General features: G+C 66.0%; 26 protein-coding genes and 2 tRNA genes. 16 read left to right on the plus strand and 12 right to left on the minus strand.

Features of this window, described 5'->3' with window-relative positions; translation table 11 throughout:
* Positions 1 to 89: 89 nt before the first annotated feature.
* Positions 90 to 176: transfer RNA gene (locus C7402_RS34885), tRNA-Leu, on the minus strand.
* Between the two features lie 387 nt (positions 177 to 563).
* Between C7402_RS34885 and rnr the strand changes: the two genes are divergently transcribed.
* The 3 genes from rnr to rpiA all read left to right on the plus strand — a co-directional run bounded on the left by rnr (position 564) and on the right by rpiA (position 4,753).
* Entirely contained in the window at positions 564 to 3,029 is a 2,466-nt protein-coding gene (gene rnr / locus C7402_RS34890; protein ID WP_112174791.1) for a ribonuclease R, read from the plus strand.
* 189 nt (positions 3,030 to 3,218) lie between these two features.
* Complete coding sequence (gene rlmB, locus C7402_RS34895; protein ID WP_116613805.1) at positions 3,219 to 3,962, plus strand: 23S rRNA (guanosine(2251)-2'-O)-methyltransferase RlmB; 744 nt, start codon at positions 3,219 to 3,221, stop codon at positions 3,960 to 3,962.
* A gap of 95 nt (positions 3,963 to 4,057) precedes the next feature.
* The gene (gene rpiA / locus C7402_RS34900; RefSeq protein ID WP_112174695.1) at positions 4,058 to 4,753 is read left to right on the plus strand and encodes a ribose-5-phosphate isomerase RpiA; all 696 of its coding nucleotides are present in this window, start codon (positions 4,058 to 4,060) and stop codon (positions 4,751 to 4,753) included.
* A gap of 556 nt (positions 4,754 to 5,309) precedes the next feature.
* On the opposite strand, the gene C7402_RS46530 is transcribed toward rpiA, so the two are convergent.
* Entirely contained in the window at positions 5,310 to 5,600 is a 291-nt protein-coding gene (locus tag C7402_RS46530) for a hypothetical protein (protein WP_133254611.1), read from the minus strand.
* Here C7402_RS46530 and C7402_RS34905 point away from each other — a divergent pair.
* Both C7402_RS34905 and C7402_RS34910 read left to right on the plus strand, forming a co-directional pair.
* On the plus strand, positions 5,586 to 6,179 hold the full coding sequence (locus C7402_RS34905) for a hypothetical protein (protein WP_112174694.1): 594 nt from the start codon (positions 5,586 to 5,588) through the stop codon (positions 6,177 to 6,179). The two genes, C7402_RS46530 and C7402_RS34905, sit on opposite strands and share 15 nt — an antisense overlap.
* A 73-nt stretch (positions 6,180 to 6,252) precedes the next feature.
* Complete coding sequence (locus tag C7402_RS34910; RefSeq protein ID WP_112174693.1) at positions 6,253 to 6,864, plus strand: hypothetical protein; 612 nt, start codon at positions 6,253 to 6,255, stop codon at positions 6,862 to 6,864.
* Positions 6,865 to 7,085: 221 nt separating this feature from the next.
* Here C7402_RS34910 and C7402_RS34915 read toward each other — a convergent pair whose 3' ends face one another.
* Positions 7,086 to 7,820: a Crp/Fnr family transcriptional regulator gene (locus C7402_RS34915; protein WP_112174692.1), complete on the minus strand. Its 735-nt coding sequence runs from the start codon at positions 7,818 to 7,820 to the stop codon at positions 7,086 to 7,088.
* Between the two features lie 730 nt (positions 7,821 to 8,550).
* Here C7402_RS34915 and C7402_RS34920 point away from each other — a divergent pair.
* The 3 genes from C7402_RS34920 (at position 8,551) to C7402_RS34930 (ending at position 12,347) form a co-directional block, all read left to right on the plus strand.
* A complete protein-coding gene (locus C7402_RS34920) occupies positions 8,551 to 10,110 on the plus strand; it encodes a mannose-1-phosphate guanylyltransferase/mannose-6-phosphate isomerase (protein WP_112174691.1) in 1,560 nt (519 codons plus the stop codon).
* A 380-nt stretch (positions 10,111 to 10,490) separates the two neighbouring features.
* The gene (locus C7402_RS34925) at positions 10,491 to 11,210 is read left to right on the plus strand and encodes a FadR/GntR family transcriptional regulator (RefSeq protein ID WP_112174690.1); all 720 of its coding nucleotides are present in this window, start codon (positions 10,491 to 10,493) and stop codon (positions 11,208 to 11,210) included.
* 159 nt (positions 11,211 to 11,369) lie between these two features.
* On the plus strand, positions 11,370 to 12,347 hold the full coding sequence (locus tag C7402_RS34930) for a Gfo/Idh/MocA family protein (RefSeq protein WP_116613806.1): 978 nt from the start codon (positions 11,370 to 11,372) through the stop codon (positions 12,345 to 12,347).
* Between the two features lie 67 nt (positions 12,348 to 12,414).
* Here the strand turns inward: C7402_RS34930 and C7402_RS34935 are convergent, their stop codons facing one another.
* The 7 genes from C7402_RS34935 to C7402_RS34965 all read right to left on the minus strand — a co-directional run bounded on the left by C7402_RS34935 (position 12,415) and on the right by C7402_RS34965 (position 17,744).
* Positions 12,415 to 13,074 carry an amino acid ABC transporter permease gene (locus C7402_RS34935; RefSeq protein WP_116613807.1) on the minus strand — a complete coding sequence of 220 codons (660 nt, stop codon included), beginning with the start codon at positions 13,072 to 13,074 and terminating at the stop codon, positions 12,415 to 12,417.
* Positions 13,075 to 13,197: 123 nt separating this feature from the next.
* The gene (locus C7402_RS34940) at positions 13,198 to 13,995 is read right to left on the minus strand and encodes a transporter substrate-binding domain-containing protein (protein WP_116613808.1); all 798 of its coding nucleotides are present in this window, start codon (positions 13,993 to 13,995) and stop codon (positions 13,198 to 13,200) included.
* Positions 13,996 to 14,091: 96 nt separating this feature from the next.
* A complete protein-coding gene (locus tag C7402_RS34945; RefSeq protein WP_112174686.1) occupies positions 14,092 to 15,126 on the minus strand; it encodes a quinone-dependent dihydroorotate dehydrogenase in 1,035 nt (344 codons plus the stop codon).
* A gap of 101 nt (positions 15,127 to 15,227) precedes the next feature.
* A complete protein-coding gene (locus C7402_RS34950) occupies positions 15,228 to 15,992 on the minus strand; it encodes an arginyltransferase (RefSeq protein WP_116613809.1) in 765 nt (254 codons plus the stop codon).
* A 175-nt stretch (positions 15,993 to 16,167) separates the two neighbouring features.
* Entirely contained in the window at positions 16,168 to 16,932 is a 765-nt protein-coding gene (gene aat / locus C7402_RS34955) for a leucyl/phenylalanyl-tRNA--protein transferase (protein WP_116613810.1), read from the minus strand.
* A 26-nt stretch (positions 16,933 to 16,958) separates the two neighbouring features.
* Positions 16,959 to 17,504, minus strand: a complete 546-nt coding sequence (locus C7402_RS34960) for an NUDIX hydrolase (protein WP_112174683.1) — start codon at positions 17,502 to 17,504, stop codon at positions 16,959 to 16,961.
* A 163-nt stretch (positions 17,505 to 17,667) separates the two neighbouring features.
* Positions 17,668 to 17,744: transfer RNA gene (locus tag C7402_RS34965), tRNA-Met, on the minus strand.
* 248 nt (positions 17,745 to 17,992) lie between these two features.
* Between C7402_RS34965 and C7402_RS34970 the strand changes: the two genes are divergently transcribed.
* Together C7402_RS34970 and C7402_RS34975 are read left to right on the plus strand one after the other, a co-directional pair.
* Positions 17,993 to 18,490, plus strand: a complete 498-nt coding sequence (locus tag C7402_RS34970; protein WP_116613811.1) for a heme-degrading domain-containing protein — start codon at positions 17,993 to 17,995, stop codon at positions 18,488 to 18,490.
* Between the two features lie 4 nt (positions 18,491 to 18,494).
* Positions 18,495 to 18,833 (plus strand): DMT family transporter, encoded by a 339-nt coding sequence (locus C7402_RS34975; protein ID WP_116613833.1) that lies wholly within the window; start codon positions 18,495 to 18,497, stop codon positions 18,831 to 18,833.
* Between the two features lie 27 nt (positions 18,834 to 18,860).
* Here the strand turns inward: C7402_RS34975 and C7402_RS34980 are convergent, their stop codons facing one another.
* The gene (locus C7402_RS34980; protein ID WP_112174680.1) at positions 18,861 to 19,073 is read right to left on the minus strand and encodes a hypothetical protein; all 213 of its coding nucleotides are present in this window, start codon (positions 19,071 to 19,073) and stop codon (positions 18,861 to 18,863) included.
* 179 nt (positions 19,074 to 19,252) lie between these two features.
* Here C7402_RS34980 and C7402_RS34985 point away from each other — a divergent pair, with 179 nt between their 5' ends.
* The 3 genes from C7402_RS34985 to C7402_RS34995 all read left to right on the plus strand — a co-directional run bounded on the left by C7402_RS34985 (position 19,253) and on the right by C7402_RS34995 (position 21,578).
* Positions 19,253 to 19,537 carry a DUF1488 family protein gene (locus C7402_RS34985; RefSeq protein WP_116613812.1) on the plus strand — a complete coding sequence of 95 codons (285 nt, stop codon included), beginning with the start codon at positions 19,253 to 19,255 and terminating at the stop codon, positions 19,535 to 19,537.
* A 79-nt stretch (positions 19,538 to 19,616) separates the two neighbouring features.
* Positions 19,617 to 20,378, plus strand: a complete 762-nt coding sequence (locus C7402_RS34990; protein WP_116613813.1) for a TetR/AcrR family transcriptional regulator — start codon at positions 19,617 to 19,619, stop codon at positions 20,376 to 20,378.
* A gap of 36 nt (positions 20,379 to 20,414) precedes the next feature.
* On the plus strand, positions 20,415 to 21,578 hold the full coding sequence (locus C7402_RS34995; RefSeq protein ID WP_116613814.1) for an enoyl-CoA hydratase/isomerase family protein: 1,164 nt from the start codon (positions 20,415 to 20,417) through the stop codon (positions 21,576 to 21,578).
* A 118-nt stretch (positions 21,579 to 21,696) separates the two neighbouring features.
* On the opposite strand, the gene C7402_RS35000 is transcribed toward C7402_RS34995, so the two are convergent.
* Complete coding sequence (locus C7402_RS35000) at positions 21,697 to 22,122, minus strand: hypothetical protein (protein ID WP_112174676.1); 426 nt, start codon at positions 22,120 to 22,122, stop codon at positions 21,697 to 21,699.
* A 406-nt stretch (positions 22,123 to 22,528) separates the two neighbouring features.
* Between C7402_RS35000 and ssuD the strand changes: the two genes are divergently transcribed.
* Genes ssuD through C7402_RS35015 form a run of 3 tightly spaced genes read left to right on the plus strand, consistent with a single transcriptional unit; the run spans position 22,529 to position 25,471 of the window.
* Entirely contained in the window at positions 22,529 to 23,686 is a 1,158-nt protein-coding gene (ssuD, locus tag C7402_RS35005; RefSeq protein WP_116613815.1) for an FMNH2-dependent alkanesulfonate monooxygenase, read from the plus strand.
* A 43-nt stretch (positions 23,687 to 23,729) separates the two neighbouring features.
* Positions 23,730 to 24,587: an aliphatic sulfonate ABC transporter permease SsuC gene (gene ssuC, locus C7402_RS35010; RefSeq protein ID WP_116613816.1), complete on the plus strand. Its 858-nt coding sequence runs from the start codon at positions 23,730 to 23,732 to the stop codon at positions 24,585 to 24,587.
* The gene (locus tag C7402_RS35015) at positions 24,584 to 25,471 is read left to right on the plus strand and encodes an ATP-binding cassette domain-containing protein (protein ID WP_116613817.1); all 888 of its coding nucleotides are present in this window, start codon (positions 24,584 to 24,586) and stop codon (positions 25,469 to 25,471) included. Before ssuC ends, C7402_RS35015 begins: the two co-directional genes overlap by 4 nt.
* Positions 25,472 to 25,513: the final 42 nt, after the last annotated feature.

The raw sequence follows: 25,513 nt of genomic DNA on the forward strand, positions 1-25,513 counted from the left end.
ACGCTTCGCATTGCCCGATAGCAGGGCAGTCGTCCTCACCGCTGCGCGAGAAATGAAAAAGGCCGGCAAGAAGCCGGCCTTTCAAATTCTGGTGCCCAAGAGAGGACTCGAACCTCCACAGTGTTGCCACCGCCAGGACCTGAACCTGGTGCGTCTACCAATTCCGCCACCTGGGCAAGGTGTCGCTTACTACTTTCTGCTGCGTGTTGTGCAGCAAAGACCAAAATTATAGCGGGCCTGAAACGGCTGTCAAGCGTTTTGTTGAGATCGGGGAAGCGTGCCATCCACGGCAGGGTCGTGCGCGTGACGCGGGCGCCGGGGTGCGCCGCAACGCCTCTCCCTCGGCTCGTCGGGTGCGGCGCGGGTGTTAGAATGCCTCGCAGCAGTTCCGCCGGCATCCCTATATGTTGTGAGCGATTTGAGCGATTGAGCAAACCGCGCGGGGCCGGCAGGTTGCAGCACTCGAAGGCCGGGGCGCTGCCCGCATGTAGCGCAGGTATTGCACACATCAGGGCCGCGCGAAATCCGACGTCCACGCAACGAGAACAACCATCGACAAGCCCTTGAGCAAATATCCGTATCCGATTCCCAGCCGCGAAGAGATCCTCGGCGTGCTGCGGACCAGCGACTCGCCTTGCACCGCGAACGATATCGCCGAGGCGCTCGCCATCAAGCGCCAGGAGCGCGAAGGGTTCTTCAGACGGCTCGCCGCCATGGAGCGCGACGGGCAGATCCGGCTCGACTCGCGTGGCCACTACCAGCTCGCGCATCCCTCGAATTTCGTCGCCGGCCGCGTGCAGGGCCATCGCGACGGCTACGGTTTCCTCATCCGCGACGACGGCCAGGACGATCTGTTCCTGCCGCAAGGCGAGATGCAGAAGGTCATGCACAACGACCGCGTGCTTGCGCGCATCGTCGGCTATGACCGGCGCGGGCGCCCGGAAGGGCATATCGTCGAAGTCACGGACCGCGCGAACCGCAGCGTGATCGGGCGCCTGCTCAACGAGAACGGCGCGCTGATCGCCGCGCCCGAAGACAAGCGTATCGGCCACGACATTCTCATCACGCAGAATCCGAAGAAGGCGAAGGTCGGCCAGGTCGTGGTCGTCGAGCTCACCGATTTCCCGAGCCGCCACTCACAGCCGCTTGGGCGCGTGGTGGAGGTGCTCGGCGACATCGACGATCCCGGCATGGAGATCGAGATCGCCGTGCGCAAGTACGGCGTGCCGCACGAGTTCAGCAAGCCCGCGCTCGACGAAGCCGCGAAGCTGCCGGACGCCGTGCGTCCCACCGACATTCGTTACCGCGTGGATCTGCGCGACGTGCCGCTCGTCACGATCGACGGCGAGGATGCGCGCGACTTCGACGACGCCGTGTATTGCGAACCGATGCAGGTCGGCAAGGGCGAGGGCTTCCGCCTGATCGTCGCGATCGCCGACGTCTCGCACTATGTGCTGCCCGGCACCGGGCTCGACATCGACGCGATCGAGCGCAGCACCTCGGTGTACTTCCCGCGCCGCGTGATTCCGATGCTGCCCGAGAAGCTCTCGAACGGGCTTTGCTCGCTCAACCCGCATGTGGATCGCTGCGTGCTCGTGTGCGACATGGTCATCACCGCGCGCGGCGAGATCAAGGCGTACCAGTTCTATCCGGGCGTCATGCACTCGGCCGCGCGACTCACCTATACCGAAGTCGCGGCGGTGCTCACCAACACGAAGGGTCCGGAAGCCACGCGCCGCGCGGCGCTGCTGCCGCAGCTCCAGAACCTCTACGGCGTGTACAAGGCGCTGTTCGCCGCGCGCCAGAAGCGTGGCGCGATCGACTTCGACACGACTGAAACGTATATCGTCTGCAACGCGCAGGGCAAGATCGAGCAGATCGTGCCGCGCCAGCGCAACGACGCGCACAAGCTGATCGAGGAGTGCATGCTCGCCGCCAACGTGTGCGCGGCGGACTTCATGAAGCGCCACAAGCATCCGGGCCTGTACCGGGTGCACGCGGGGCCGAGCGCGGAGAAGCTCGAGAATCTGCGCACCTTCCTGCGCGGCATGGGCCTTTCGCTCGGCGGCGGCGACACGCCGCACGCGAGCGACTACGCCGCGCTGATGGCACACATCCGCGACCGGCCCGACGCGCAGATGCTGCAAACCATGCTGCTGCGCTCGATGCAGCAAGCGGTGTACAGCCCGGACAACATCGGCCACTTCGGTCTCGCGTACGAGGCCTATGCGCACTTCACGAGCCCGATTCGCCGCTATCCCGACCTGCTCACGCACCGCGCGATCTACGCGATCCTGCAAGGCAAGAAGTACCAGCCGCAGGCGCCCGAGGGCGTCGAGCTCAACACCGCGCTGTCGCCGCGCGCCCGCGCGTTGCAGGCCGAGGACGAAGAGAAGCGCGGCCCGCGCCGCAATCGCGGCGGCAACACGGCGATCTGGGAAGAGCTGGGCCTGCATTGCTCGGCGAACGAGCGCCGCGCCGACGAAGCCTCGCGCGACGTGGAGGCCTGGCTCAAGTGCTACTTCATGCGCGACAAGCTCGGCGAGGAATATGGCGGCATGGTGAGCGGCGTGACGTCGTTCGGCATTTTCGTGCAGCTCGACGCGCTCTTCATCGAAGGTCTCGTGCATGTGACGGAACTGGGCTCGGACTATTTCCAGTACGACGAGATCAAGAATGAACTGCGCGGCGAGCGCACCGGCATTCGCTATCGCCTCTCGGACCGCGTGCGCGTGCAGGTGAGCCGCGTGGATCTCGACGCCCGCAAGATCGACTTCCGGCTCGTGCGCGACACGCCCGTGAAACCGGGCGGGAACCGGCCGATGCTGGCCGACAAGGGCGGTAGCGACGGCGGTCCGCGCCTGCGCGCGCTGCCTGGCGGCGACGCCGCGCGCCAGAAGCGAGCCGCGCCTGCGCCGAGCGTCGCGGTAAAGGAAGCACGCGCCGCGCGCGGGGCGGCCAAGACCGCGAAAAAACGCTCGGCCCCCAAGCCGACGGCCAAGAAGCAGCCGTCGCGCAAGAAGCGCTGAGCGCCATGCGGGGCGCGTGATGCGCTCCGCCGCCGTTTCCTGTCCGGGCCGCGCCGCCGTGCGCGCGCCCGGTTTTTTCACATGCGGGCACGACCCGCATGCGCCGGGCCGCAGCGCGGCCGGCAGCATCATCGTTGTATGCGGTGCAGTGTCTGCGCCGCAAACCGTTCATCAGGGGTTGTCTCAGTCATGTCACGTCTCAAGGTTCTTTACGGGTTTCATGCGGTGACCGCACGCTTGCGGCACGACGCGTCCACGGTCGAGGATGTCTACTACGATCCGACGCGCCGTGACCGCCGCATGCAGGACTTCCTGCACGCCGCGAAGGAAGCGGGCGCGCGCGTGATCGCAGCCGATGAAACGCGCCTGTGGGGCCTCGCGCACACGGAGCGCCACCAGGGTGTGGTCGCGCGCGTGCACGATCTGCCGCTTGCGCAGAATCTCGCCGAACTGCTCGACGGCATCCAGGGCTCGCCGCTCCTGCTCGTGCTCGACGGCGTGACCGATCCGCACAATCTCGGCGCGTGCCTGCGCGTGGCCGACGCGGCCGGCGCGCATGCGGTGATCGCCCCGCGCGACCGCGCCGTGGGCTTGAACGCCACGGCCGCGAAGGTGGCGAGCGGCGCGGCCGACACCGTGCCCTACATCACCGTGACCAACCTGGCGCGCGCGCTGCGCGAGCTCAAGGAGGCGGGCGTGTGGGTGGTGGGCACGGCGGGCGACGCGACCGCGGGCCTCTACGAGACCAAGCTCGACGGCCCCGTCGCGCTCGTGCTGGGCGCGGAAGGCGAGGGCATGCGCCGCCTCACGCGCGAAACCTGCGACGAAGTCATGTGCATTCCGATGGCGGGCACGGTCGAGAGCCTGAACGTCTCCGTGGCGTCGGGCGTGTGCCTGTTCGAGGCCGTGCGCCAGCGTTCCGCCGCGCGCTGAGCGGGCGCGTTCCTGCGGGTTGCGGGCGGCCTGCGCCCGCAACTCCGGTAAACTATGCGGATTCCGCGTTTTTTTCCTCCTCGGGCTGTACTCCCATGACTCAAGACGAACTCAAGCAACTGGTCGGCCAGGCGGCCGCCGACTATGTCAACGCGAACGTGCCGGAAGGCGCCGTGATCGGCGTTGGCACGGGCTCCACCGCAAACTGCTTTATCGACGCGCTTGCCGCGAGCAAGAGCCGCTATCGCGGCGCCGTGTCGAGTTCTGTCGCCACCACCGCGCGCCTCGAAGCGCACGGCTTCAAGATTTTCGACCTGAACGAGATCGACTCGCTGCCCGTGTACGTGGACGGCGCCGATGAAATCGACGGCGCGGGCGCGATGATCAAGGGCGGCGGCGGCGCGCTCACGCGCGAAAAGATCGTCGCTTCGGTCTCGGACGTGTTCGTCTGTATCGCCGACGCGAGCAAGCGCGTCGAGGTGCTCGGCCAGTTCCCGCTGCCCATCGAAGTCGTGCCGATGGCGCGCACGGCCATTGGCCGCCGGGTCACCGCGCTCGGCGGCGTGCCGGTGCTGCGCGTGCAGAAAGACGGCTCGCCCTTTATCACCGACAACGGCAACGAGATCCTCGACGTGAAGGGCCTGCGCATCAGCGACCCGCGCACGCTCGAAGCGCACGTCAATGCGTGGCCGGGCGTGGTCACGGTGGGTCTGTTCGCCGCACGCGGCGCGGACCTGTGCCTGCTCGGCGGCGAAACCGGCGTAGAGCGCATTCAGTACCGCAAGGCCTGACGGGTCTCGCGCGAGCGGCAGTTGTCGCGGCCAAAACCGGGCGAGCAGGCTTTGCCGGGTTTTGGCCGATTTTGCCTGTACGCTGCCGCTCTTTTTTCCGGCGGGCCTGCGTGGCCTGCCGAACGGAATGCCGCCATTAATCATTAAAATAACGCGATTTTCCGAGATGGGTTGCCATCGCAGCCAATCCGCGCATCAAATCCCTTTTGAATAATTTCTGAAAGCGAAATCGGAAATTCAAGGCGCCGGCATTCCCTTACGTTGAGCACCGCACATAAAACGTGTGAATGGCGTAGCAATGCTCTTACCATCTGAGATATAAATTCACCGTCCGGCGACGTTATGCAAGTGGTTCGCTAAAAGAGACGTAGAAGCAGCCGGACAGGGGAAGGGCGGAGCGCGCGAGAGCGCGTCGGCCCGTGGGTTTCTGTCTCCCGGCGCGCCTGATCAAAGAGAGCGCGTGCCGCGCGGTACACGGGGAAGCAATGACAACAGCTGGTGGTAGGCGATTTGTATCGGACTGCTATTCAATGAGGTCCGCGAAGCACGCAGAATTTCACGGGGCATTCCCTTCCGGTTCCCAGGCTTTCAATTCTGTTTGATTGGTCATTTTGCGCGAATACGCAAAATGACGATCGGCGCACGAATTTAAATCGGGTAATTCGATTTTGACGGGCGACTCAATAACGGGTCGGTCCGCGGGGATTTTGCGCGCCGTTAATTCGGGCTTTTTCCGTTGCAATTGAAGTCGTGTTAAATGCATCCGCGCTATCAGGGGGTGTGCGGGCGTATTCATCCAACGTTCCCCTGTTTTATCAGGAAGACCAAAATCATGAACAAGATTCAAGCCATTTCGCTCGCCGCCATGCTCTCCCTCGGTTCGGCTGCCGCTTTCGCGGGCGGTCCGGGTTCGGTGAGCGCACCGTCGTCGTCGACCACGTCGGCGGTGGGCGCAGGTGGCGTGGGCTTTGGCGCAACGGCGCTGACGTCGAACTCGACGTCGTCGGTCAACGGCAACTTCAACTCGACGCTGTCGGTGCCGGGTCATATCGATGCGACGGTGTCGCAAGGCAACCAGTCGTTCTCGAACGCCAGCCTCACGTTCGGTTCGAGCTATGGCACGCAAACCGGCAACACGCAGACGTATGGCCAGGTGGCCAACGGCGCCGTCGGCCAGACCGGCACGACGACCACGAGCCAGAATTCGTCCACGCTGGGCTTCACGAGCGCCACGCAGTCGGGTTCGCAGAACTTCAACTCGTCGGTCATCAACACGTCGTTTAACGGTTCGAGCGGCAGCTACGGCGGTTCGGGCTTCTCGTCGACGGCTGGCGCACAGGGCTCGGGCACGGCCAACGCCGACGGCGCTGTCGGCATCCTCGCCGCGGGCGGCGCGGGTTCGCTCACGGGCGGCCTGCGCTGGTAAAGCGCAACGCGTCAGCCGTTCACTAGCGCGTCGGAAGGGGGGCGCGGCCCCCTTTCCGTTCACGGAGATATCGATGAGCAAGCTTAAACAAAAAATTGCCGTTGCCGGGGTGTTGCTGTTTGCAGGTGCTGCCTGGGCTCAGACCACGCCGACGATGACGTCGGGCACCACTTCCACGTCGAGCCAGACGAGCACCGTCTCGAACACCGTTGTGCTCCCGAGCGGCGGCGCTTCGGACGTGACCTATCACGGCTCCTATGACGTGCGCACCACGCCCACGGTCTATGCGCCCGGCCTCACGGCTTCGGTGACCGAAACCTGCTGGGGCAGCATATCGGCGGCGGTGTCGGTGGTGGGTGTCGGCGCGACGGCCGCGGGCACCATCAAGGATCTGGACTGCAACAAGCGGCTGAACGCCGCCGTGGCATGGCGCATGGATCGCAAGGACATTGCCTTCAACATCATGTGCCAGGAAGACGACTTCCGCGAGGCTGCCGCGATGACCGACCACCCGTGCGGCGAAAACCGCAAGGTCGCGAAGAACGACGGCTCGCCCGTGCAACTGCGCAACGCGGACACGAGCCCGGCGCCGAGGCTTCAGGAGCCGACCGATCCGTTCGTGCGCGAACGCGAGAAGCTTCCGCCATTGCCGCTTGCCCAGGCGAGCACGTCGACTGCCCATTGAATCCGGTCATGCAGGAGCGCACGCGCTGTTTTCTCCTGCTGACGTATCGATCCAGAATTGATTCGTTATCCTGTGCGATGTCTGATCCCGTCACCGAACGCTGCGAAATGGCCGATGCCCTGTTTGCGCGGAGCAAACGCCAAAGCGTGCCGCCACGGGCACGCCTTGCTCGCAGAGATTGCGCAAGAGACGCGCTCGCGGCACGGGCCGCGAGCGTGAGGTCATTCGACCGTTTCCGCCTGGCGCAAGCGCGGCAGCAGCCGTTCGAACTCGCGGCTCACGAGCCCGTAGCATTCGCAGGCGCGCGCTTCGAGCCCCTTGCGATCGAGCACGCGAATATGGCCGCGGCTATGGTGGATCAGGCCTTCGTCGTGCAGCTTGCCGGCCGCCTCGGTAATGCCTTCGCGGCGCACGCCGAGCATGTCGGCGATCAGTTGCTGCGTGACCGAGAGATCGTTGGACGCGACGCGATCCACTTCGATCAGCAGCCAGCGGCACAACTGCTTGCTAAGCGAATGGTGACGGTTGCAGGCGGCCGTCTGCGCGACCTGGGTGAGCAGCGCATGCATGTAGAGCAGCATGAGGCGGCGCAGGAAATCCGAGCGCGCGAACTGCTGCTTGAGGCTTGGCGCGCTCATGCGGTAGGCGAAGCCCGCGCACTGGACCTGTACGCGGTTCGGCATCGTTTCGCCGCCGGTGAGCACGGGCACGCCCGTCATGCCTTCGCGGCCCACCGCGGCAATTTCGACCGAGCTGCCGTCTTCCATCGTCGAGAGCAAGGAGATGATTGCGGTCGTCGGAAAGTACACGTGATGAATGCGCTGGCCGGAATCGCACAGCAGTTGTTCGGTGCGCAGATGAACGAGTTCGAGATGCGGGGCGAGAGCCTGCCATTCATGCGACGGGAGGGCGCCCAGCAAATGGTTGCCGTGAAGATCGGATTGAAGGGTTAACATGACTGGTCCTCGTGCGAGGCGGCGCTGGCCGCCTCCTGTTTTTTGATTCCGTTCGTCGAACTCGTTGTTGTCTGCCGTTTCCCGTACGGCTTTGGTGTTCGACGTGCCGGCCCCATAGTCCCGCTTTGCGTCCGCGATCTTGGTTGTCCGCGTTTGCGCTTGTGTGGCGATCTTTCTATAGCAGGGTGTGTGCCAGTTGATGGCAGAGCAAGCGTGCATGCGGCTCTGCGCGAGGCGCGCATGCCGCGCTGCGGCGTAACACCGCATTTTTGTTTCAGTTTTGTACGGCCATGGTGCGTGCCCCCGCCGCGCGCAGTGAATTTTTGCAACATTTAACTGATTGATTTTATTGATGTATTTATCGGCGGGACCGGGGTTTCAGAAATGGCTCCTCGCTGAAACATCAATAAGCGGCGACTTGCGAGGGCGTGGAGCGCGCCCGGAAAAACGCGACGATTTTGATTCACTTCTGTCATTGCGCGTCCCGCGCCGGCGAAAAAGCGTTCGGCTGTGAAACGTCGCGCCGTGACCGGCAGTGTGGGGCGGCATGCCATCGATCAGTGTGGGTATGCGTACAGAATGCCGCAGCCAGGTTTGCTCCAATGAGGTCCGTAAATGGACCGCAAAACGTGGACCGCAAGACGTGGTTCGGAAGGCGCGAAGCCTCGGGCGAGACGCCACTGAACGTGACCATGCCGTGACGATTCCTATTGATCGGGGAGTTCCCTGCATGAACCAGGTCGTGACGCCTGCGAGCTTGATCGCCGCAGCCAATGAAGGCGAAGTCGCGCTCGTCGTTCAGCCTGTCGTGCTGGCCGGCGGTTCGGGCACGCGGCTCTGGCCGTTATCTCGCGAGCACTGTCCGAAACAGTTGATCGATCTGCTCGATGGCGAGTCGTTGCTCGAAGCGACCGTGCGGCGGCTCGACGGCGTATACGCGCAGGCGGGGGCGGCCGTGCGCAAGGCGGCGCCCGTTGTGGTGAGCAGCGAGGAGTTGCGGCTCATGACGCTCGACCGGCTCGCCCGCAGCAGCATGGCGGCGCGTGTCGTGCTGGAGCCGGTCGCGCGCAATACCGCGCCCGCGTTGACGGTGGCCGCGCTTGCCGCGCGCGCCGAATGCGAGTCGGCGCTCGCCCGTGAAGGCGCAGGCGCCGCATGCGACAGCGACCCAGTGCTGGTCGCCATGCCCGCCGATCATCTGATTGCCGATCGCGCCGCCTTTGCCGCCGCGCTCGAAGAGGCGGTCACGTACGCGGCGCGCGGCGCGATCGTCACGCTGGGCGTGCCGCCGCAGCGCGCGGAAACCGGTTACGGCTATATCGGCGCGGGCGTGGCGCTCGGCGCGAGCGGCGCGCGCCGCATCGAGCGCTTCGTGGAAAAGCCCGACGCGGAGCTGGCGGCGCGTTACGTCGCTTCCGGCGATTACCTCTGGAACAGCGGCATTTTCGTGGTGCGCGCATCGGTGTGGCTTGCCGCCATCGCGTATTGCCGGCCCGCCATCGCGGCGCAGTGCGCGGCGGCGTTCGAGTCGGCTGCCGTCGACGCCGACGGCACCGTGCATCTCGATGCCGCGGCGCTGGCCGCGTGCCCGTCCGATTCGATCGACTATGCCGTGATGGAGTCGGTGGGGTCGGACGCGCGGCTTGCGGGCGTGGTCGTGCCGATGGTCGCGGGCTGGTCCGATGTCGGTGCGTGGGACGCGGTGTGGCAAGTGTCGAACAAGGACGCGAGCGGCAACGTCGCGCGCGGGCCCGTGATTTTCGAGGACGTGACCGACACGTTCGCGCATTCGGACGGGCGGCTCGTTGCGTGCGTGGGCGTGCACGGCGTGGTGGTGGTCGAGACGGCCGACGCGGTGCTCGTCGCGGCCAAGGATCGCGTGCAGGACGTGAAGGCGGTGGTGAGCAAGCTCAGGGAGCAGCGCAGCGAGATCGCGCAGCACCACCGCCGCGTGGAGCGGCCATGGGGCTGTTACGACTCGCTCGATCACGGCGAGCGCTTCCAGGTCAAGCGCATCGTCGTGAAGCCCGGCGGCTGCCTTTCGCTGCAAATGCATCATCACCGCGCCGAGCACTGGACTGTCGTGCGCGGCACGGCGCGCGTGACGCGCGGCGACGAAGTGTTCCTGCTCTCGGAAAACGAGTCCACTTACATTCCGCTTGGCGTGAAGCACCGGCTGGAGAATCCGGGCAAGACGGCGCTGGAGATCATCGAGGTCCAGTCGGGCGGCTATCTCGGCGAGGACGACATCGTGCGTTTCGACGATCAGTATGGCCGGATACAACGATAGGCAGACGCATCGATGCAAGCGCGCGCGTGAACGCGCGCTGAAAAGCGTGCGGGAAAGAAACATCCACGCCGCCATCGCTGCATATGCACTGCCAGGGACTGCCGAATGAAGCGCAGGGTTCGGTTGAAGTAAGCGGGCGATACATACAGTCGCCTTACAAAAGCAGCAAAAAGCACTGCAATCGTAGCGCGCAAGGGCCGCCGCAGCACGCGTCAGTACGAACGATACGTTTATGAAGCAAGCCTCACGTCAGGAGATATCCTGGCTGGCGAATTATGCAGTTCGCATGGCAACGTACCACATAAGTTCGACGACGCACGAGGGCCCGCGCAGTAACCGGCTAACAGGGCGATAACGCCGCATCGGGGGGGGTAAGGGTCATGGAACTGGGGAACAAGGAACGCTCGCTCGTCAGCAAGGTGATGGACGGGCTGATTTCAGGCATCGTCGAGGAGCGGTACGGCGCCGTGCTGCCGCCGCAGGATGTCCTTTCGAAGGAGTTCGACGTAAGCCGCACGGTGATGCGCGAGGCGCTCTCCATGCTGCTCGCGCGCCACATGCTCGATGTGCGGCCGAAAATCGGCACGCGCATCCGGCCCATGCGCGACTGGCGCATGATCGACGAGGACGTCGTGAACTGGCGCTTTCGCGCGAAGCCCGACAAGACGTTCTTGCGCGACGTGATCGAGTTTCGCGGCCTGATCGAGCCGGCGGCATGCGCGCTCGCCGCCGCGCGCGCGAGCGCGGCGGATATTGCCGGCATACGCGAGGCGTTCGAGGCGCTGCGCCAGACGAGCACCGACGACCCGAACTTCCAGAGCGCCGACGCGTTGCTGCACACGCGGATTCTCGCGGCGAGCGGCAATCAGTTTTATCAGCAGATGGCGGCGATCATTCGCGGCGCGCTATCGCTCGTCAACCCGATCCTCAATGCTCGCGACGGCGGCTGGCAGAATGTCGTCGCCGCGCACGAACGCGTGGTCGACGCGATCGAGCGGCGCGCGCCCAAGGAGGCCGAAGCGGCGGCGCTGGCGATGATCGAGTACACGGCCGACGAACTCATGCGGGCGCTCGCGCCCGAGGCGCTGGAGCAGCGCTGACGCGTCGTGCGCATGGGGCGCGCCGCTTCAGGCGGGCGCCGCGCCTATGTTGATGCGGACGCATTGCGGCGCGCGTGGCGTGCCGGTATCGTGCGTGTCTTTGGGCCTGCCGCGTGCTGTGCGGCGCGCCCTGGACCTCACAGCCGGAGCACGCATCACATGAGCGAAACACAAACGATACGCTGGGGCATCGTCGGCGCGGGACGCATTGCGCACCGCTTCGCACAGGGCGTCGCGCACGTGCACAATGCACGCGTCGAGGCGGTCTGGTCGCGGCGCATTGAAACCGCGCAGGCGCTCGCCGGCACCTGCGGCGCGCAGGCTTGCGAGAGCCTCGAAGCATTCTTTGCGAGCGGCATCGACGCCGTTTATATCGCCACGATGCAGGACAGTCACGCGCACTACGCGATTGCCGCGCTCGAGGCCGGTCTGCCCGTGTTGTGCGAAAAACCGGCCACGGTCAACGGCGCGCAGCTCGAACGCGTGCTCGATGCCGCGAGCCGCGCCCAGCGCCTCTTCATGGAGGCGATGAAGCCGCCGTTCTATCCCCTCTATCGCGCATTGCGCGCCCATCTGGCCGCCGATCCGATCGGGCCGGTCGGCCTCGTGCGCGCCGGGTGTTCCGTCGCGAACGTGCCGGCCGACCATCCCTCGTTTTCGTTCGAGCAGGCGGGCGGGGCGCTGCTCGACATCGGCGTGTATGAAATGTTTCTCGCCGTGGACTGGCTCGGCGCGCCGCGCGAGGTGCAGACCGTCGGGCGCCTTGGCGCGAGTGGCGTGGACACGTTCGCGAGCCTGAACTGCCAGCACGAGCACGGTATTGCGCAGCTATTTTGCGGGCTCGATCTGCACGGCTATGGCGACGCGTTGCTGGCGGGCCCGCTAGGCAACGTGACGATTCATGCCAACTGGTGGAATCCGGCGCGCGCGACGGTGCGTTACACAGATGGCCGCGTTGTCGAACTCGACGAGCCGTTCGAAGGCGGCGGCCTGAACTACGAGACCGCGCACTTTTGCGAGTTGCTGCGTGCGGGCGCGCTGGAGAGCCCGGTGATGACGCACGACACGTCGCGCCGCATGCTCGCGATGGCGGACGCCGCGCGCGCAACGCTCGGACTGCGCTTTCCCTGCGAGTGAAAAAGAAACGGCCCGCATGTGCGGGCCGCTTGTGAGTGCGTTCGCCGGTTATCGACCCGGCAGGCGCTCAGTGACGCGAGGGTAGTGCGAGACGCTTTTCGTACCAGCGCTGTACCCATTCGAGCACCTGGCACAGCACCCAATAAACGGCGGCCGCCGCGAGATAGAGCGGCAGCGGCTGATACGTCGAAGCGATGATTTCCTGCGCACTGCGCAAGAGCTCCGTCACGGTGATGACCGAAACGAGCGACGTATCCTTGATGAGGCTGATGAGGCTGTTCGAAAGACTCGGCACGGCAATGCGCAGCGCCTGCGGTGCGATCACGTAGCGCAGCGTCTGGCGTCGCGAGAGGCCGAGGCTATACGCCGCGAGCCACTGGCCGCTGTGAATGCCGAGAATCGCGCCGCGCATGCTCTCCGAGAGATACGCCGCCACGTTCGCCGAAAGCGCGATCACGCCGGCCGGCGTCGGATCGAGCGAGATGCCGATGCTCGGCAATCCGTAATAAATGACGAAGATCTGCACGAGCAGCGGCGTGCCGCGCATCAGGCTCACGTACACGCGCGCGATGAACACGAGCGCGCGGTTCGAGCTGATGCCCATGAGCGCGAGCACGGCGCCGCCGATCAGCCCGAAGATCATCGAAAGCACGGCGAACTTGACCGTCAGCACCGCGCCCTGTGCGAGCACCGGCAGCGACTGGATGATGAGCGTATAGATGGGCATGGGCGTAGGTAACGAGGTGAGGTGGCGCGGTTTGCATGGGGCCGTCCATGTGCGAAGGGCGGCATCGTGCGATGCCGCCCTTCGCGTCAGCCGGGCTGTGCGGCGCTCAGGATCATTGCGGGATCACTGCGAGATCGGCTTGGTCACGTCGATGCCGAACCACTTGTCCGAGATCTTCGTGAACGTGCCGTCGGCTTCGAGCTGCGTCATGGCGTCGTCGATCGCCTTGGCGAACTTCGGATTGCCCTTCTTGAACGGAATCGCCGAAGGATTGCCGTTGCCGACAATGGCGCCCGTGCGCAGCGGCAACTGCGAGTTCTTCAGCAGATAGGCGAGCATGAGGCGGTCGTTGAGCGCCGCGTCCAGACGCCCGGCGGCCAGGTCGCGCAGATACTCGGGCGCGCCCGGATAGGTCTTCACGTCGATGCCGGGCACCGACTTCGCCATGTCCATGTAGTTGGTGCCGAGACCGACGCCCAGCTTCTTGCCCTTGAGGTCATCGAGCGTCTTGAACGCACGCGTGTCGTCCTTGCGCTGGATGAGCTGCGCGGCCGAATACGTGTACGCCGGCGAGAAGTCGAGCACGGCCTTGCGCTGGTCGGTCACGCCCACCTGGTTGACGATCACGTCGAACTTGCCCGCCTGGAGGCCGGCGATGATGCCGCTCCACTCGGTCGTGACGAACTCGGGCTTCAGGCCCATTTTCGCGGCCACGGCACGGGCGATGTCGACGTCATAGCCGATCAGTTCGCCGTTGGGCGCCTTCGAGTTGAACGGGGGGAAGGTGCCTTCCAGGCCGATGCGCAGCGTGCCGCGCGCTTTCGCCTGGTCGAGCAGGTCATCGGCGTGGGCGCTCGCCGCGACGAACGATGCGCCGACGATTGCGAGTGCAAAGAGTTTCTTCAGCAAACCGGATTTCATGTTGTCCTCTTGTTCTGCTGCTTCGCGCAGTCGTGTCAAATACTGTGCTAGCGCACAGCGCCTCCGATGCGCCGTGACTAGCCTGCCACTATAGCTTCACGCACGGCCCGAGGCCAGCGCCCGCGCGCATTCGGCAACGAGGGCAGGGCCGCGGTAGATGAAGCCCGTATACACCTGCACGAGCGAGGCGCCCGCCGCGATCTTCGCGCGCGCGTCGTCGCCCGAGAAGATGCCGCCCACGCCGATGATCGGCACCTGGTCGCCCAGTTCGGCACGCAGCTTGCGAATCACGTTGTTCGATGCCTCGAACACGGGGCGCCCCGAAAGGCCGCCCGTTTCGTTCGCATTCGGCATGCCTTCCACGGCTGCGCGCGAGAGCGTGGTGTTGGTCGCGATCACGCCTTCGATCTTGTGGCGCAGGAGCGTGTCGGCGATTTCCTTGATCTGCTCGTCGTCGAGGTCGGGCGCGATCTTCAGCGCGAGCGGCACGAGCTTGCCGTGCATGTCGGCCAGGCGCTGCTGCTTGTTCTTGAGTGCCGCGAGCAGGGCGTCGAGTTCGCCGCCGCCTTGCAACTGGCGCAGGTTCTTCGTATTCGGCGACGAGATGTTGATCGTCACGTAGCTCGCGAACGGATAGACGCGTTCGAGGCAGAAGAGGTAGTCGTCGGCGGCGCGCTCGATCGGCGTGTCGGCGTTCTTGCCGATGTTCAGGCCGAGAATGCCGCGATAGCGCGCGGCCTGCACGTTCTTCACGAACTGCTCGACGCCGTGATTGTTGAACCCCATCCGGTTGATGATGCCGCCCGCCTGCGGCAGCCGGAAAATGCGCGGACGCGGATTGCCCGGCTGCGGGCGCGGCGTCACCGTGCCCACCTCGATGAAGCCGAAGCCGAGCGCGGCGAAACCGTCGATGGCGGCGCCTTCCTTGTCGAGACCCGCGGCGAGACCCACGGGATTGCGGAAGGTGAGGCCCATGACGGTGCGCGGCGCGTCGGGCACGCGCGGCGCGATGAGGCCGGCCATGCCGGTGCGGCCGGCGGCGCCGATCATGCGCAGCGACAGATGGTGGGCGTCTTCGGCGTCCATGCGAAAGAGCTGGTCGCGGACGAACGGATAAAGGGTGCTGAACACGGGAAGGAGGCGCAGGCGCCGGAAAATGGGAACCCGCTATTTTAGCGGTAACGCCGGGCCAGGGCGATGCGCCGGGTGAGCCGCTGCGGCCCGGCTTTCGCTCAGGCTTCGGGCGCGAGCGCGGCCCATGCGCCGTCGAACAGGCCTTCGAGCGGCTGGAAGCGCGCCTTGTACGCCATCTTCGGGCTCTCGCGAATCCAGTAGCCGAGATAGACGCAAGGCAATTGAAGGCTGCGCGCCTGCTCGATCTGCCAGAGGATGTTGTAGGTGCCGTAGCTCGTGTGCTGCGCGTCGGGATCGAAGAACGTGTACACCGAGGAGAGCCCGTCGCCGAGGATGTCGATCATGCTCACCATGCGCAGCAGGCCGGGCTCGTCGGGATGCTGCGGATCGGGCTCGCGAAATTCCACGAGCCGCGAATTGATCCGGCTTTGCAGCAGGAACTGCTCGTACTGGTCGCGGCTGTCGCGGTCCATGCCGCCGCCTGCGTGGCGCGCGGACTGGTAGCGCATGTAGAGCGCGTAGTGGGCTTCGTCGTAGTGCAGCGGCGCTACCGTCGCGACGAGTGCGCCATGGCGCTTCCACGCGCGGCGCTGGGTGCGGTTGGGCACGAAGCGCTCGACGGGCACGCGCACCGGCACGCAGGCGCGGCAGCCGTCGCAATAGGGCCGATAGGTGAACACGCCCGAGCGCCGGAAGCCGGCCTTCACGAGATCGGTATAAACGTCGGAATTGATGAGATGGCTGGGCGTAGCCACCTGTGAACGCGCGATACGCCCCTCCAGATAGCTACAGGGGTAAGGCGCCGTTGCATAGAATTGCAGCGCGGAAAGCGGTGAAAGCGGCAGCTCGTTTGGATGCGTCACGTTGGCAGCTCTCGTAGCAGTTCGGATCGTCGCCGGGCGCGGTGCACGCGGCATGCCAACAGGGGCGGCGACGGGTTCTAACTTCAGTCTAACATTGACGCCGAACATGTTTCCATCGAATTGCACGGCCTGTCGCGCGTGTGCACGCCGCCGGTCAACAGGCGTGCAGCGCCGTTTATGCAGCGGGCAAGAACTCGTCGGGCGCGCCCCGGCCGCCGAGCAGATCGGCGAGCACGGCTTTGTCGAACTTCCAGGGAATGGGCGCGGCGCTCACGTGCGTGCGCACGTGAGCGATGAACGCCTTGCGCGAGATTTCGTGCCCGCCGAGCGAGGCGAGATGCGCGGTGTTCTGCTGGCAGTCGATCAGCTCGACGCCGTGGCGGCGCAGATGCGCGATGAGTGCCGCGAGCGCGATTTTCGAGGCGTCGGTGACGGAGGCGAACATCGATTCGCCGAAGAACATCGTGCCGAGCGACACGCCGTAAAGCCCGCCCACGCGCTCGCCGTCGAGCCAGGCCTCGATGCTGTGGGCGTCGCCCACGCGGTGCAGGGTGGAGTAGGCGTCGATCACGTCGGCGGTGATCCAGGTGCCGCGCTGGCCGCGCCGGGGCGCGTTCGCGCAGGCGCGCATGACGGCGGCGAAGTTGTCGTCGACGCGAATTTCCCATGCGTCTTCACGCAGCACGCGCTTGAGCGTTTTCCTGAACGAAGGCGAAACCTTGAACTCGTCGGGGCGCAGGATCATGCGCGGGTCGGGGCTCCACCAGAGCACCGGCTGGCCGTCGGAGTACCACGGGAAGATGCCGCGCCGGTAAGCCTCGATCAGGCGCGAGGGCAGCAGATCCGCGCTCGCGGCGAGCAAACCCGGCGCGCCGCTCGACGCGCCGAGCGCGCGCTCGACGGCGGGAAAAGGGTCGTCGGGCGAGAGCCAGGGGACCATCGTGGCGGGCGCAGTCAGTAGAGCAATCAGCCGTCGCGCAGCGAGCGCAGGACGTCGCCGGTGTGCAGCCCGTAGCTGCCCGACTGGCGATCGGCGAAGAAAAAGCGCAGGGTCTGCCCGACCGTGGGGAACGCGATGTCGTCCCACGGAATCTCGTGCTCTTCGAACAGCCGCACTTCGAGGCTTTCCTCACCGGCTTCGATGTCGATGTCGAGCAGGCGCGCGAGATAGAACAGATGCACCTGGTGCACGCGCGGCACGTTCAGGAGCGAAAAGAGGTTTTGCACCTCGACGCGCGCGCCGGCTTCTTCCAGCGTTTCGCGCGCCGCGGCCTCGGCCGTCGTCTCGCCCATTTCCATGAAACCGGCGGGCAGTGTCCAGTAACCGTAGCGCGGCTCGATCGCGCGGCGGCACAGCAGCACCTTGTCTTCCCAGACGGGAACCGTGCCGACCACGTTGCGCGGATTCTGGTAGTGGATGGTGCCGCAGTGCGAGCAGACGTAGCGTTCGCGATTGTCGCCGGGCGGAATGAGCAGGCTGACCGCCTGACCGCAAGTCGAGCAGAATTTCATGGGCACGATAGGGGGATGGGTGATGCGAGTTTATCACCGCTCGGGCGCGTGCCGGGAAGCGGTCGAAGCAGAGGGCAAGGGCGGGGGGAATCGCGCAGCGAATTGCGCGTGTAAACGGAAAAAGGGTTACAGGCCGTTGACCTGTAACCCTTTCGAATTCTGCTGGTTGCGGGGGTAGGATTTGAACCTACGACCTTCGGGTTATGAGCCCGACGAGCTGCCAGACTGCTCCACCCCGCGTCCGTCGAAGAAAAGATTATAGGACAGTTCGCGCGGCAACGCAACAATTAAATGACGACTGCCTTTCCGCCCGGTTGCAGAACGATTGCACGATGGCGCGTTGTTGATGGCACAGCGCGCGTGCGGCGGCTGCGCGACCTGCCAGGATAGAATCGGGGCTCGGTCGGCGCAGGGTTCATCGTGCGCGCCGGCGCCTTGCCTTCCATTCGCGCGGCTGGCTTCATTCGCGCTTCTCTATCGCTCCATCCATGGATATCGCCCTCGATCTGCAATCGATTGCCGCGCAGGAACATGCGCTGGTGTTTCCCCGTTTCGACGCCGATCGCGCCTGGCAACTCGGCTCGCATCTGCACGAACTCGCGCGCGCCCGCTCGCTCGCGGTCGCCATCGACGTGCGCACCTTCGGGCAAACACTCTTTTTCTGCGCGCTCGACGGCGCCACCCCCGACAACGCCGACTGGGTGCGCCGCAAGTCGCGCGTGGTGGAGCATTTCCGCCGCAGCTCGTATGCGATCGGCCTGCGCATGCAGCAGACCGGCTCGACGCTCGCCGAGAAGCATGGCCTGTCCATCGCCGAGTTCTCGCCGCATGGCGGCTCGTTTCCGCTCGCCGTGGCGGGCGCGGGCATCATCGGTTCGGTGACGGTTTCGGGCCTGCCGCAGCGCGCCGATCACGAACTCGTCGTCGAGGCGCTGTGCGCGCAACTCGACGTCGACTATGGCCGGCTCGCGCTCGCGAAGGCCTGACGTGATGCGCCTTTCTCCCTGGACCTGGCTCGCCATCTCGATCGTCGCCGAAGTGATCGCCACTTCCGCGCTGCGCGCCTCGAACGGCTTCACGCGGCTCACACCCTCGGCGATTGTCGTGGTGGGCTACGGCGTGGCGTTCTATGGGCTCTCGCTCACGTTGCGCAGCTTGCCGGTAGGTGTGGTGTATGCAGTGTGGTCGGGCGTGGGCATCGTGCTCATCACGCTCGTCGCGATGGCGCTGTATCGCCAGGTGCCCGACCTCCCGGCCGTGCTCGGGCTCGGCTTGATCGTGGCCGGCGTGGTCGTGCTGAATCTGTTTTCGAAGATGCAGGCGCACTGAAAGCCGGCGGTGCGGGTGGGGTGCGTCTCAGCAGTCGGGCGGCACGATGCGGATGCCCGCCGCCGCCACCGCCTCGCGGCTGCTATCGCCGTTGAGCGTGGCCGCGTCCTCCCACAGGCTGATCGCGCGCGCAATGTCGATGTCGTGCTCCTGCGCGTAACGGAACCATTGGCTCGCGGCCCGCGGTTCGGGAATCTCCTCGTTTCCTGTGAAGTATCGGCCGTTCAGCTTGGGAGTCATCGGTCTCGTGTCCAGGGAAAAGGGCGCGGCCGCACGCGGCATTGTCCGGCGCGTGGGCGGGGCGGTCACGTTTGTGTCAGCCATTGTGCATCGCGCGTAATATGAGCGGTTATCTCCGTGCGCCGCGTCGTGCACAGGGGACAGAGCCTTTCCGCTGAGTTTCCCCACTGGGGCTGGTCATGATTATCCGTTTTCCTGCCGATGCGCCGCTCTATCGTGACTCGAATCTGACCGTGGTCTTTGCCGCGCTGGTTGACGGCACACCTGTGCCGTGCGCGATTTCCGTGGAGGCGCTCGAAGATCATTTCGGCGCGCTGCTCGCGAATCGCGACGCGTGGATGGAGGCATTCGACGCGGGACGCCCGCGCATCGAGGCCGTGGCGCGCGCGCACCTCGAACTGAGCAACGGCTCGCCGGTGCTGCTCAAGAGCGGCCATTTCCCGCCGGGCCGTTTGTGGTCCTAACGGTGTTCGCTGTTGTGTCCGTCATCGCGTGCAACTCGCGTCGCCGGATGTTTAGTCTGCCGCAGCCCTCAGTCACGTCATGAATACCAGTGAGCGCAAGGAGCGCGGCAAGGAACGTGAAGCACGCGCCCGCACGCGTCACGACCAGCGCGAACGCATGCTCGACGCCGCCCGCCGTATTGTCCTGCGCGATGGCTTTGCCGCGCTCTCGATGCGCAAGATCGCCGACGCGATTGGTTACTCGCCGGCTTCGCTCTACCTCTATTTCGAAGGGCGCGATGAGATCGCGCAGGCGCTCGGCCGCGAAGGCTATGCGCAACTGCTCACGCATCTGGAGCCCTGCGCGCAGATTGCCGACGCGCGCGAGCGGCTTCATGCGCTCGCGTATGCCTATGTGGCGTTTGGCTGCGATCAGGCGCAAACGTATGAACTGATCTTCATGGCGCGCAAGCGTCGCTCCCCCGACGTGGGGCCGCCCGCCCGACGCGCTCGCGCTTCTGCCTCTGCCGCTGCCGCTGCCTCTGCCGCCGCAAGCGTGCCGCCGGCGCCTGAAGTCGAGGTCGAACGCGAAGCCGATGGGGGCGTCGCAGACGTTTGCGGCGCGACGCTCTTCGCCGCGACGCTGGCCGAACTGACGCCGGCAAGCGGCGCGCCGGCCGATCGCACGGCGCTCGCGCAGGCGCTCTGGGCGACGCTGCATGGCGTGGTCATGCTCACGCTCGCGGGCTTCGCGCCTTCGGCGCCGGGCCCGTTGATCGACGCCGCGCTCGACGCCTGGTTCGGCGCACAAGGCGGATCAGTCACACTGCCGGCGTCGCAAACGCCGGGCGTGGCCTCGTGATAGCCTCATAAGCCCTGTCGCGTCTTCTCCATCGCCATGTCACACGAAGCCACCGCAAGCTCTCCCTCCGCCGATGCCGACCCGCACGTGCTCACGCGCGTGGCGAACGGCATCGGTTATATCGAACTGGAGCGCCCGCAGGCGCTCAATGCGCTCACCACCGCCATGGTCGGCACCATGCTCGCCGCACTGGAGCAATGGCGCAACGACTCCGGTGTGCTCGCGGTGATCGTGCGCTCGCGCCACGCGCGCGCGTTCTGCGCGGGCGGCGACATCCGCTTTCTCTATGAGTCGTATCGCGCGGGCGATCAGGCCGCTCTCGACACGTTCTTTACCGACGAGTACCGCCTCAACCACACGATCTTTACCTACCCGAAGCCGTACATCGCACTGCTGCACGGCGTGGTGATGGGCGGCGGCATGGGGATTTCGCAGGGCGCGCATCGCACGGGCGGGCTGCGGCTGGCGGGGGCGACGACGCGCATGGCGATGCCCGAGACCCGTATCGGCCTCTTTCCGGACGTGGGCATGGGCTGGTTTCTCGCACGAACGCCTGGCGCGATCGGCCGCTACCTTGCGGTGACGGGCGAGACGCTCGATCAGGCGAGCGCGCTCTATGCGGGCCTCGCCGACACCGTGCTCGACGAAGCCGCATGGCCGGGGTTGCTCGATGCGCTGGAAAGCGAGCGGTTCGCGAGCGGCGCTGAGGTGGTGGCATCCGTGCACCGCGCGGCGCTGGCGGCCGACGCCGCGCGCGAGCTTGCCGAGCGCTCGCCGCTGGCTGCCGTGCGCGGCTGGATCGACCGCCATTTTTCGCAGGCCGACGTGCCGGCCATGCTCGCGTCGCTGGAAGCGGCACAACGCGCGGACGCGGGAGAGGGCGCGGAGGCCGGGTGGGCCGCCCGGACCGTGAGCGTGTTGCGCGAGCGCTCGCCGCTCTCGATGGCGGTATCGCTCGAAGTGGTGTCGCGCGCGGAAGGCACGATGGCCGATTGCCTGCGGCGCGATCTCGATCTCACGCGATCGAGCTTCGCCATGGGCGACGTGGTGGAAGGCATCCGCGCGCGCATCATCGACAAGGACAATCAACCGCGCTGGCGTTTTGCCCGCATCGAGGACGTGCGCCGCGACGATGTCGAGCGGATGTTCGAGAGTCCCTGGAGCGTGACGGAGCACCCGCTGCGCGACCTGGCGGGCTGAGACGGCGGGGCAAGGCGAGGAGAGGGAAAGCGGGGGAAGGCGGGAAAAAGCAGGGAAGAAGCAGGTCAGGCATGCGCCGCGCATGACGCGCGGCGCGTGGGCTAAGAGCTGAGAGGAATCAGTCGTCCTCGGTTTCGCTCATGAAGGCGCGCATGAAAACGAGCGCGCCCCAGCCCCACATCGCATTCGATGCGAAACCCGTGGCAAGGCGCGGCAGCATGTTGCCGCTCGGCCAGATGCCGCGCAGCGGGTCGACGACGAACACCATGGCCGCGGTGAGCACGATGCCGCCGAACACGAAGGCCTGAACCCACGGCGCGGGCCGCGACGGCGAGACGCGCAGCAGCCACGTCATCAGCACGGCCCAGATGGCGCTCCAGATCGCATTGACGAGGAACTCGGGCAGCCCGAGCGGCTGGAATGGGGCCGTCGAGAAACCGGCCGCGTCCACGACCTGCGCGGCGTGCAGGAGCGCGAGCGTCGCCTCGCGAAAGAACAGCGACGCCAGAAAGCCGGATACGAACGGCAGAATCAGTTTTTGCATGAGATGGTGCGAGAGATTGCGTGGCCTGAACGCGCGCCCTGCGCGCCGTGCCGGTGTTTTTGTGGGTGCGAGCGCCATTATATCGGCGCGCGGTGCGCGCGAGGCGCACCGTATGCTAAAGCGTCGGGCAAAGCACGAAAGTGGAAAACCTAAGCTCAAAAAAATCGTTCTAAAGGGCGAGGTCCGTCCCTAGACTGGTTCCCCATGAAGACGGCGTCGCCGTTGCCGGCCGCCGCGAAGCGCCGGGCGAACGCGCTGGCGCAGTCCGTCTGCCGTCACTCCTTTCAACTCTGTCATGAGCGGCGCACTCACGTGCGTAGCGCGCTCGCGCGCCGTCACGTCCGTTGCATGGCGGCATTCACCCTTTCCAGATTTTCGAATTTCGAATAGCAGGCAGGAGCAACGCATGAATGTGTTCTGGTTCATCCCGACCCACGGCGACAGTCGCTATCTGGGCACGGCGGAAGGCGCGCGCGCCGCGGATCTCGCGTATTTCCAGCAGATCGCCGTCGCCGCCGACACGCTAGGTTACGAGGGCGTCCTGCTGCCCACGGGGCGTTCGTGCGAGGACGCGTGGGTCGTGGCGTCGAGCCTCATCGCCGCCACGCGGCGCCTGAAGTTTCTCGTGGCGATCCGTCCGGGCCTGTCATCGCCCGCGCTGTCCGCGCGCATGGCCGCCACTTTCGACCGGCTTTCGAACGGCCGTCTGCTCATCAACGTGGTGACGGGCGGCGACACGGCCGAACTGGAAGGCGACGGCCTCTTTGTCGATCACGACACGCGCTACGAAATCACCGACGAATTCCTGCACATCTGGCGCAAGCTGCTTGCCGCCACGCATACGAACGAGGCGATCGACTTCGAGGGGCGGCACCTGCGCTCGGTGGGCGGCAAGGTGCTGTATCCCCCGGTGCAGCAACCGCATCCGCCGCTGTGGTTCGGCGGCTCGTCGCCCGCCGCGCATGCGATGGCCGGTGAGCATATCGACACCTATCTGACCTGGGGCGAGCCGCCCGAAGCGGTGGCGAAGAAGATCGCCGACATTCGCGCGCGCGCGGCGGAGCATGGCCGCACGATCCGCTTCGGCATCCGCCTGCACGTGATCGTGCGCGAGACCGAGGAAGAAGCGTGGGGCGCCGCCGACCAGTTGATCAGCCGTCTCGATGACGAGACCGTGGCGCGCGCCCAGGCGGCGTTCGGCAAAATGGATTCGGAAGGACAGCGCCGCATGGCCGCGCTGCATGGCGGCAAGCGCGGCACGCGCCAGGACCTCGAGGTGTATCCGAACCTGTGGGCGGGCGTGGGCCTCGTGCGCGGTGGTGCGGGCACGGCGCTGGTCGGGAGTCCGGAACAGGTGGCCGCGCGCATGCAGGAGTATGCGGACCTTGGCATCGAGACCTTCATCTTGTCGGGCTATCCGCATCTGGAGGAATCCTACCGATTCGCGGAACTCGTGTTTCCGCTGCTGCCGGGTCGCTCGGGCAAGGGCGCGGGCGGCCCGCTTTCGGGGCCGTTCGGCGAGGTGGTCGGCAATCACTATCTGCCGAAGGTGAGCCAGAGCTGATGCGACGCTCGGCTACGACGCATGAATCGTGGAGGATGCAACGATGACACAATCCGCCGTGACGGCCGCGCCCGCGCGCCGCACAGCCCGCGCCGGTGATGCACCGCGTGCGGCGCGGGCATGGGCGCGCGCGGGGTGGAAGCGCCTCGCGCCCTGGCTCGTTCCGCTCGCCATCATTCTCGTCTGGGAGGTCGCGGCGAAGGTCGGCGCGCTTTCCACGCGCGTGCTGCCCGAACCGCTCGCCGTGGTGCGCGCGGCGTGGTCGCTGATCGAGTCGGGCGAAATGTGGCAGGACGTGCGCGTGAGCACCTGGCGCGCGCTCTCGGGCTTCGCGATCGGCGGGGGCATCGGCCTCGTGCTCGGACTTGCCACCGGACTCTTCAAGTCCATTGAAACCGCGCTCGATTCGACCGTGCAGATGGTGCGCAACATTCCCGCGCTCGCGATGATTCCGCTCGTGATCCTCTGGTTCGGTATCGGCGAGGAAGCGAAGGTGTTTCTCGTGGCGCTGGGCGTGTTCTTCCCCGTGTACGTGAATACCTTTCACGGCATCCGCTCGGTGGACGCCAATCTCGTCGAGATGGCGCGCAGCTATGGACTCAAGGGCTTCGCGCTCTACCGCGAAGTGATTTTGCCGGGGGCGTTGCCGTCGATTCTCGTTGGCGTGCGCTTCGCGCTCGGCCTGATGTGGGTGACGCTGATCGTCGCCGAAACGATCTCCGCGCAGTCGGGCATCGGCTACATGACGATGAACGCACGCGAATTCCTGCAAACCGATGTGGTGGTGGTCGGCATCCTGCTCTATGCGGCGCTCGGCAAGCTCGCCGACTGGCTCGCGAAATGGCTGGAGCGCGTGGCATTGCGCTGGCACCCCGCATATCAAGAGGAGGGCGACGCATGAGCGCGAGTCAACTGGCGCCGGGATACGGCGGCTTCGAACGGGCGCGCCCGAACGATCGCAATGAACGCAACGAGCGCAACGACCACGCTCGCGGCGCGCAAGAGGGCGTGGCCCTGCGCACGGACCCGAACGCGGGCGACGCTTCGGTGGCGTTGCGCGGCGTGAGCAAGCGCTACGGCGAACGTGCAGTGCTGAGCGGCTTCGATCTCGCGATCGAGCGCGGCAGCTTCGTTTCGATCGTCGGGCGCAGCGGTTGCGGCAAGTCTACGCTGCTGCGTTTGATCGCGGGGCTCGAAACGGCCGACGATGGCGTCGTGGAACGGCGCGGAGTGGGCGGTGCCACGCTCGACACGCGCATCATGTTTCAGGACGCGCGGCTCTTGCCCTGGAAAACCGTGTTGCAGAACGTGATGCTCGGCCTGGGACGCGGCGCGCGCGAGGACGCGCGCGCGGTGCTGAACGAAGTGGGCCTGCTTGCGCGCGCCGACGAATGGCCCGCGCGCCTCTCGGGCGGCCAGCGCCAGCGCGTGGCGCTGGCCCGTGCGCTCGTGCACCGGCCGAGCCTGCTGTTGCTCGACGAACCGCTTGGCGCGCTCGACGCGCTCACGCGCATCGAGATGCACGCGCTGATCGAGCGGCTGTGGCGCGAACATCGCTTCACGGCGCTGCTCGTCACGCACGACGTGCATGAAGCCGTCGCGCTCGGGGACCGCATTCTGCTTGTCGAGGCGGGGCGTATCGCGCTCGATCAGACGGTGCCGCTCGAGCGTCCGCGTGCGCGCGTCGACGCACGCTTTGCCGCGCTCGAGGAGCGCGTGCTGCAACGCGTGCTTGGCAACGGCGCACATCCGGCCGACGAAGCACCGCTGGATGTGACGGCCTGAATCTTTCATCAGTCATCCTCTCGTTTTCATTCGATATCACGG

Origin of the sequence: Paraburkholderia unamae, assembly GCF_003096875.1 — a bacterium.
Taxonomy (GTDB): domain Bacteria; phylum Pseudomonadota; class Gammaproteobacteria; order Burkholderiales; family Burkholderiaceae; genus Paraburkholderia; species Paraburkholderia unamae.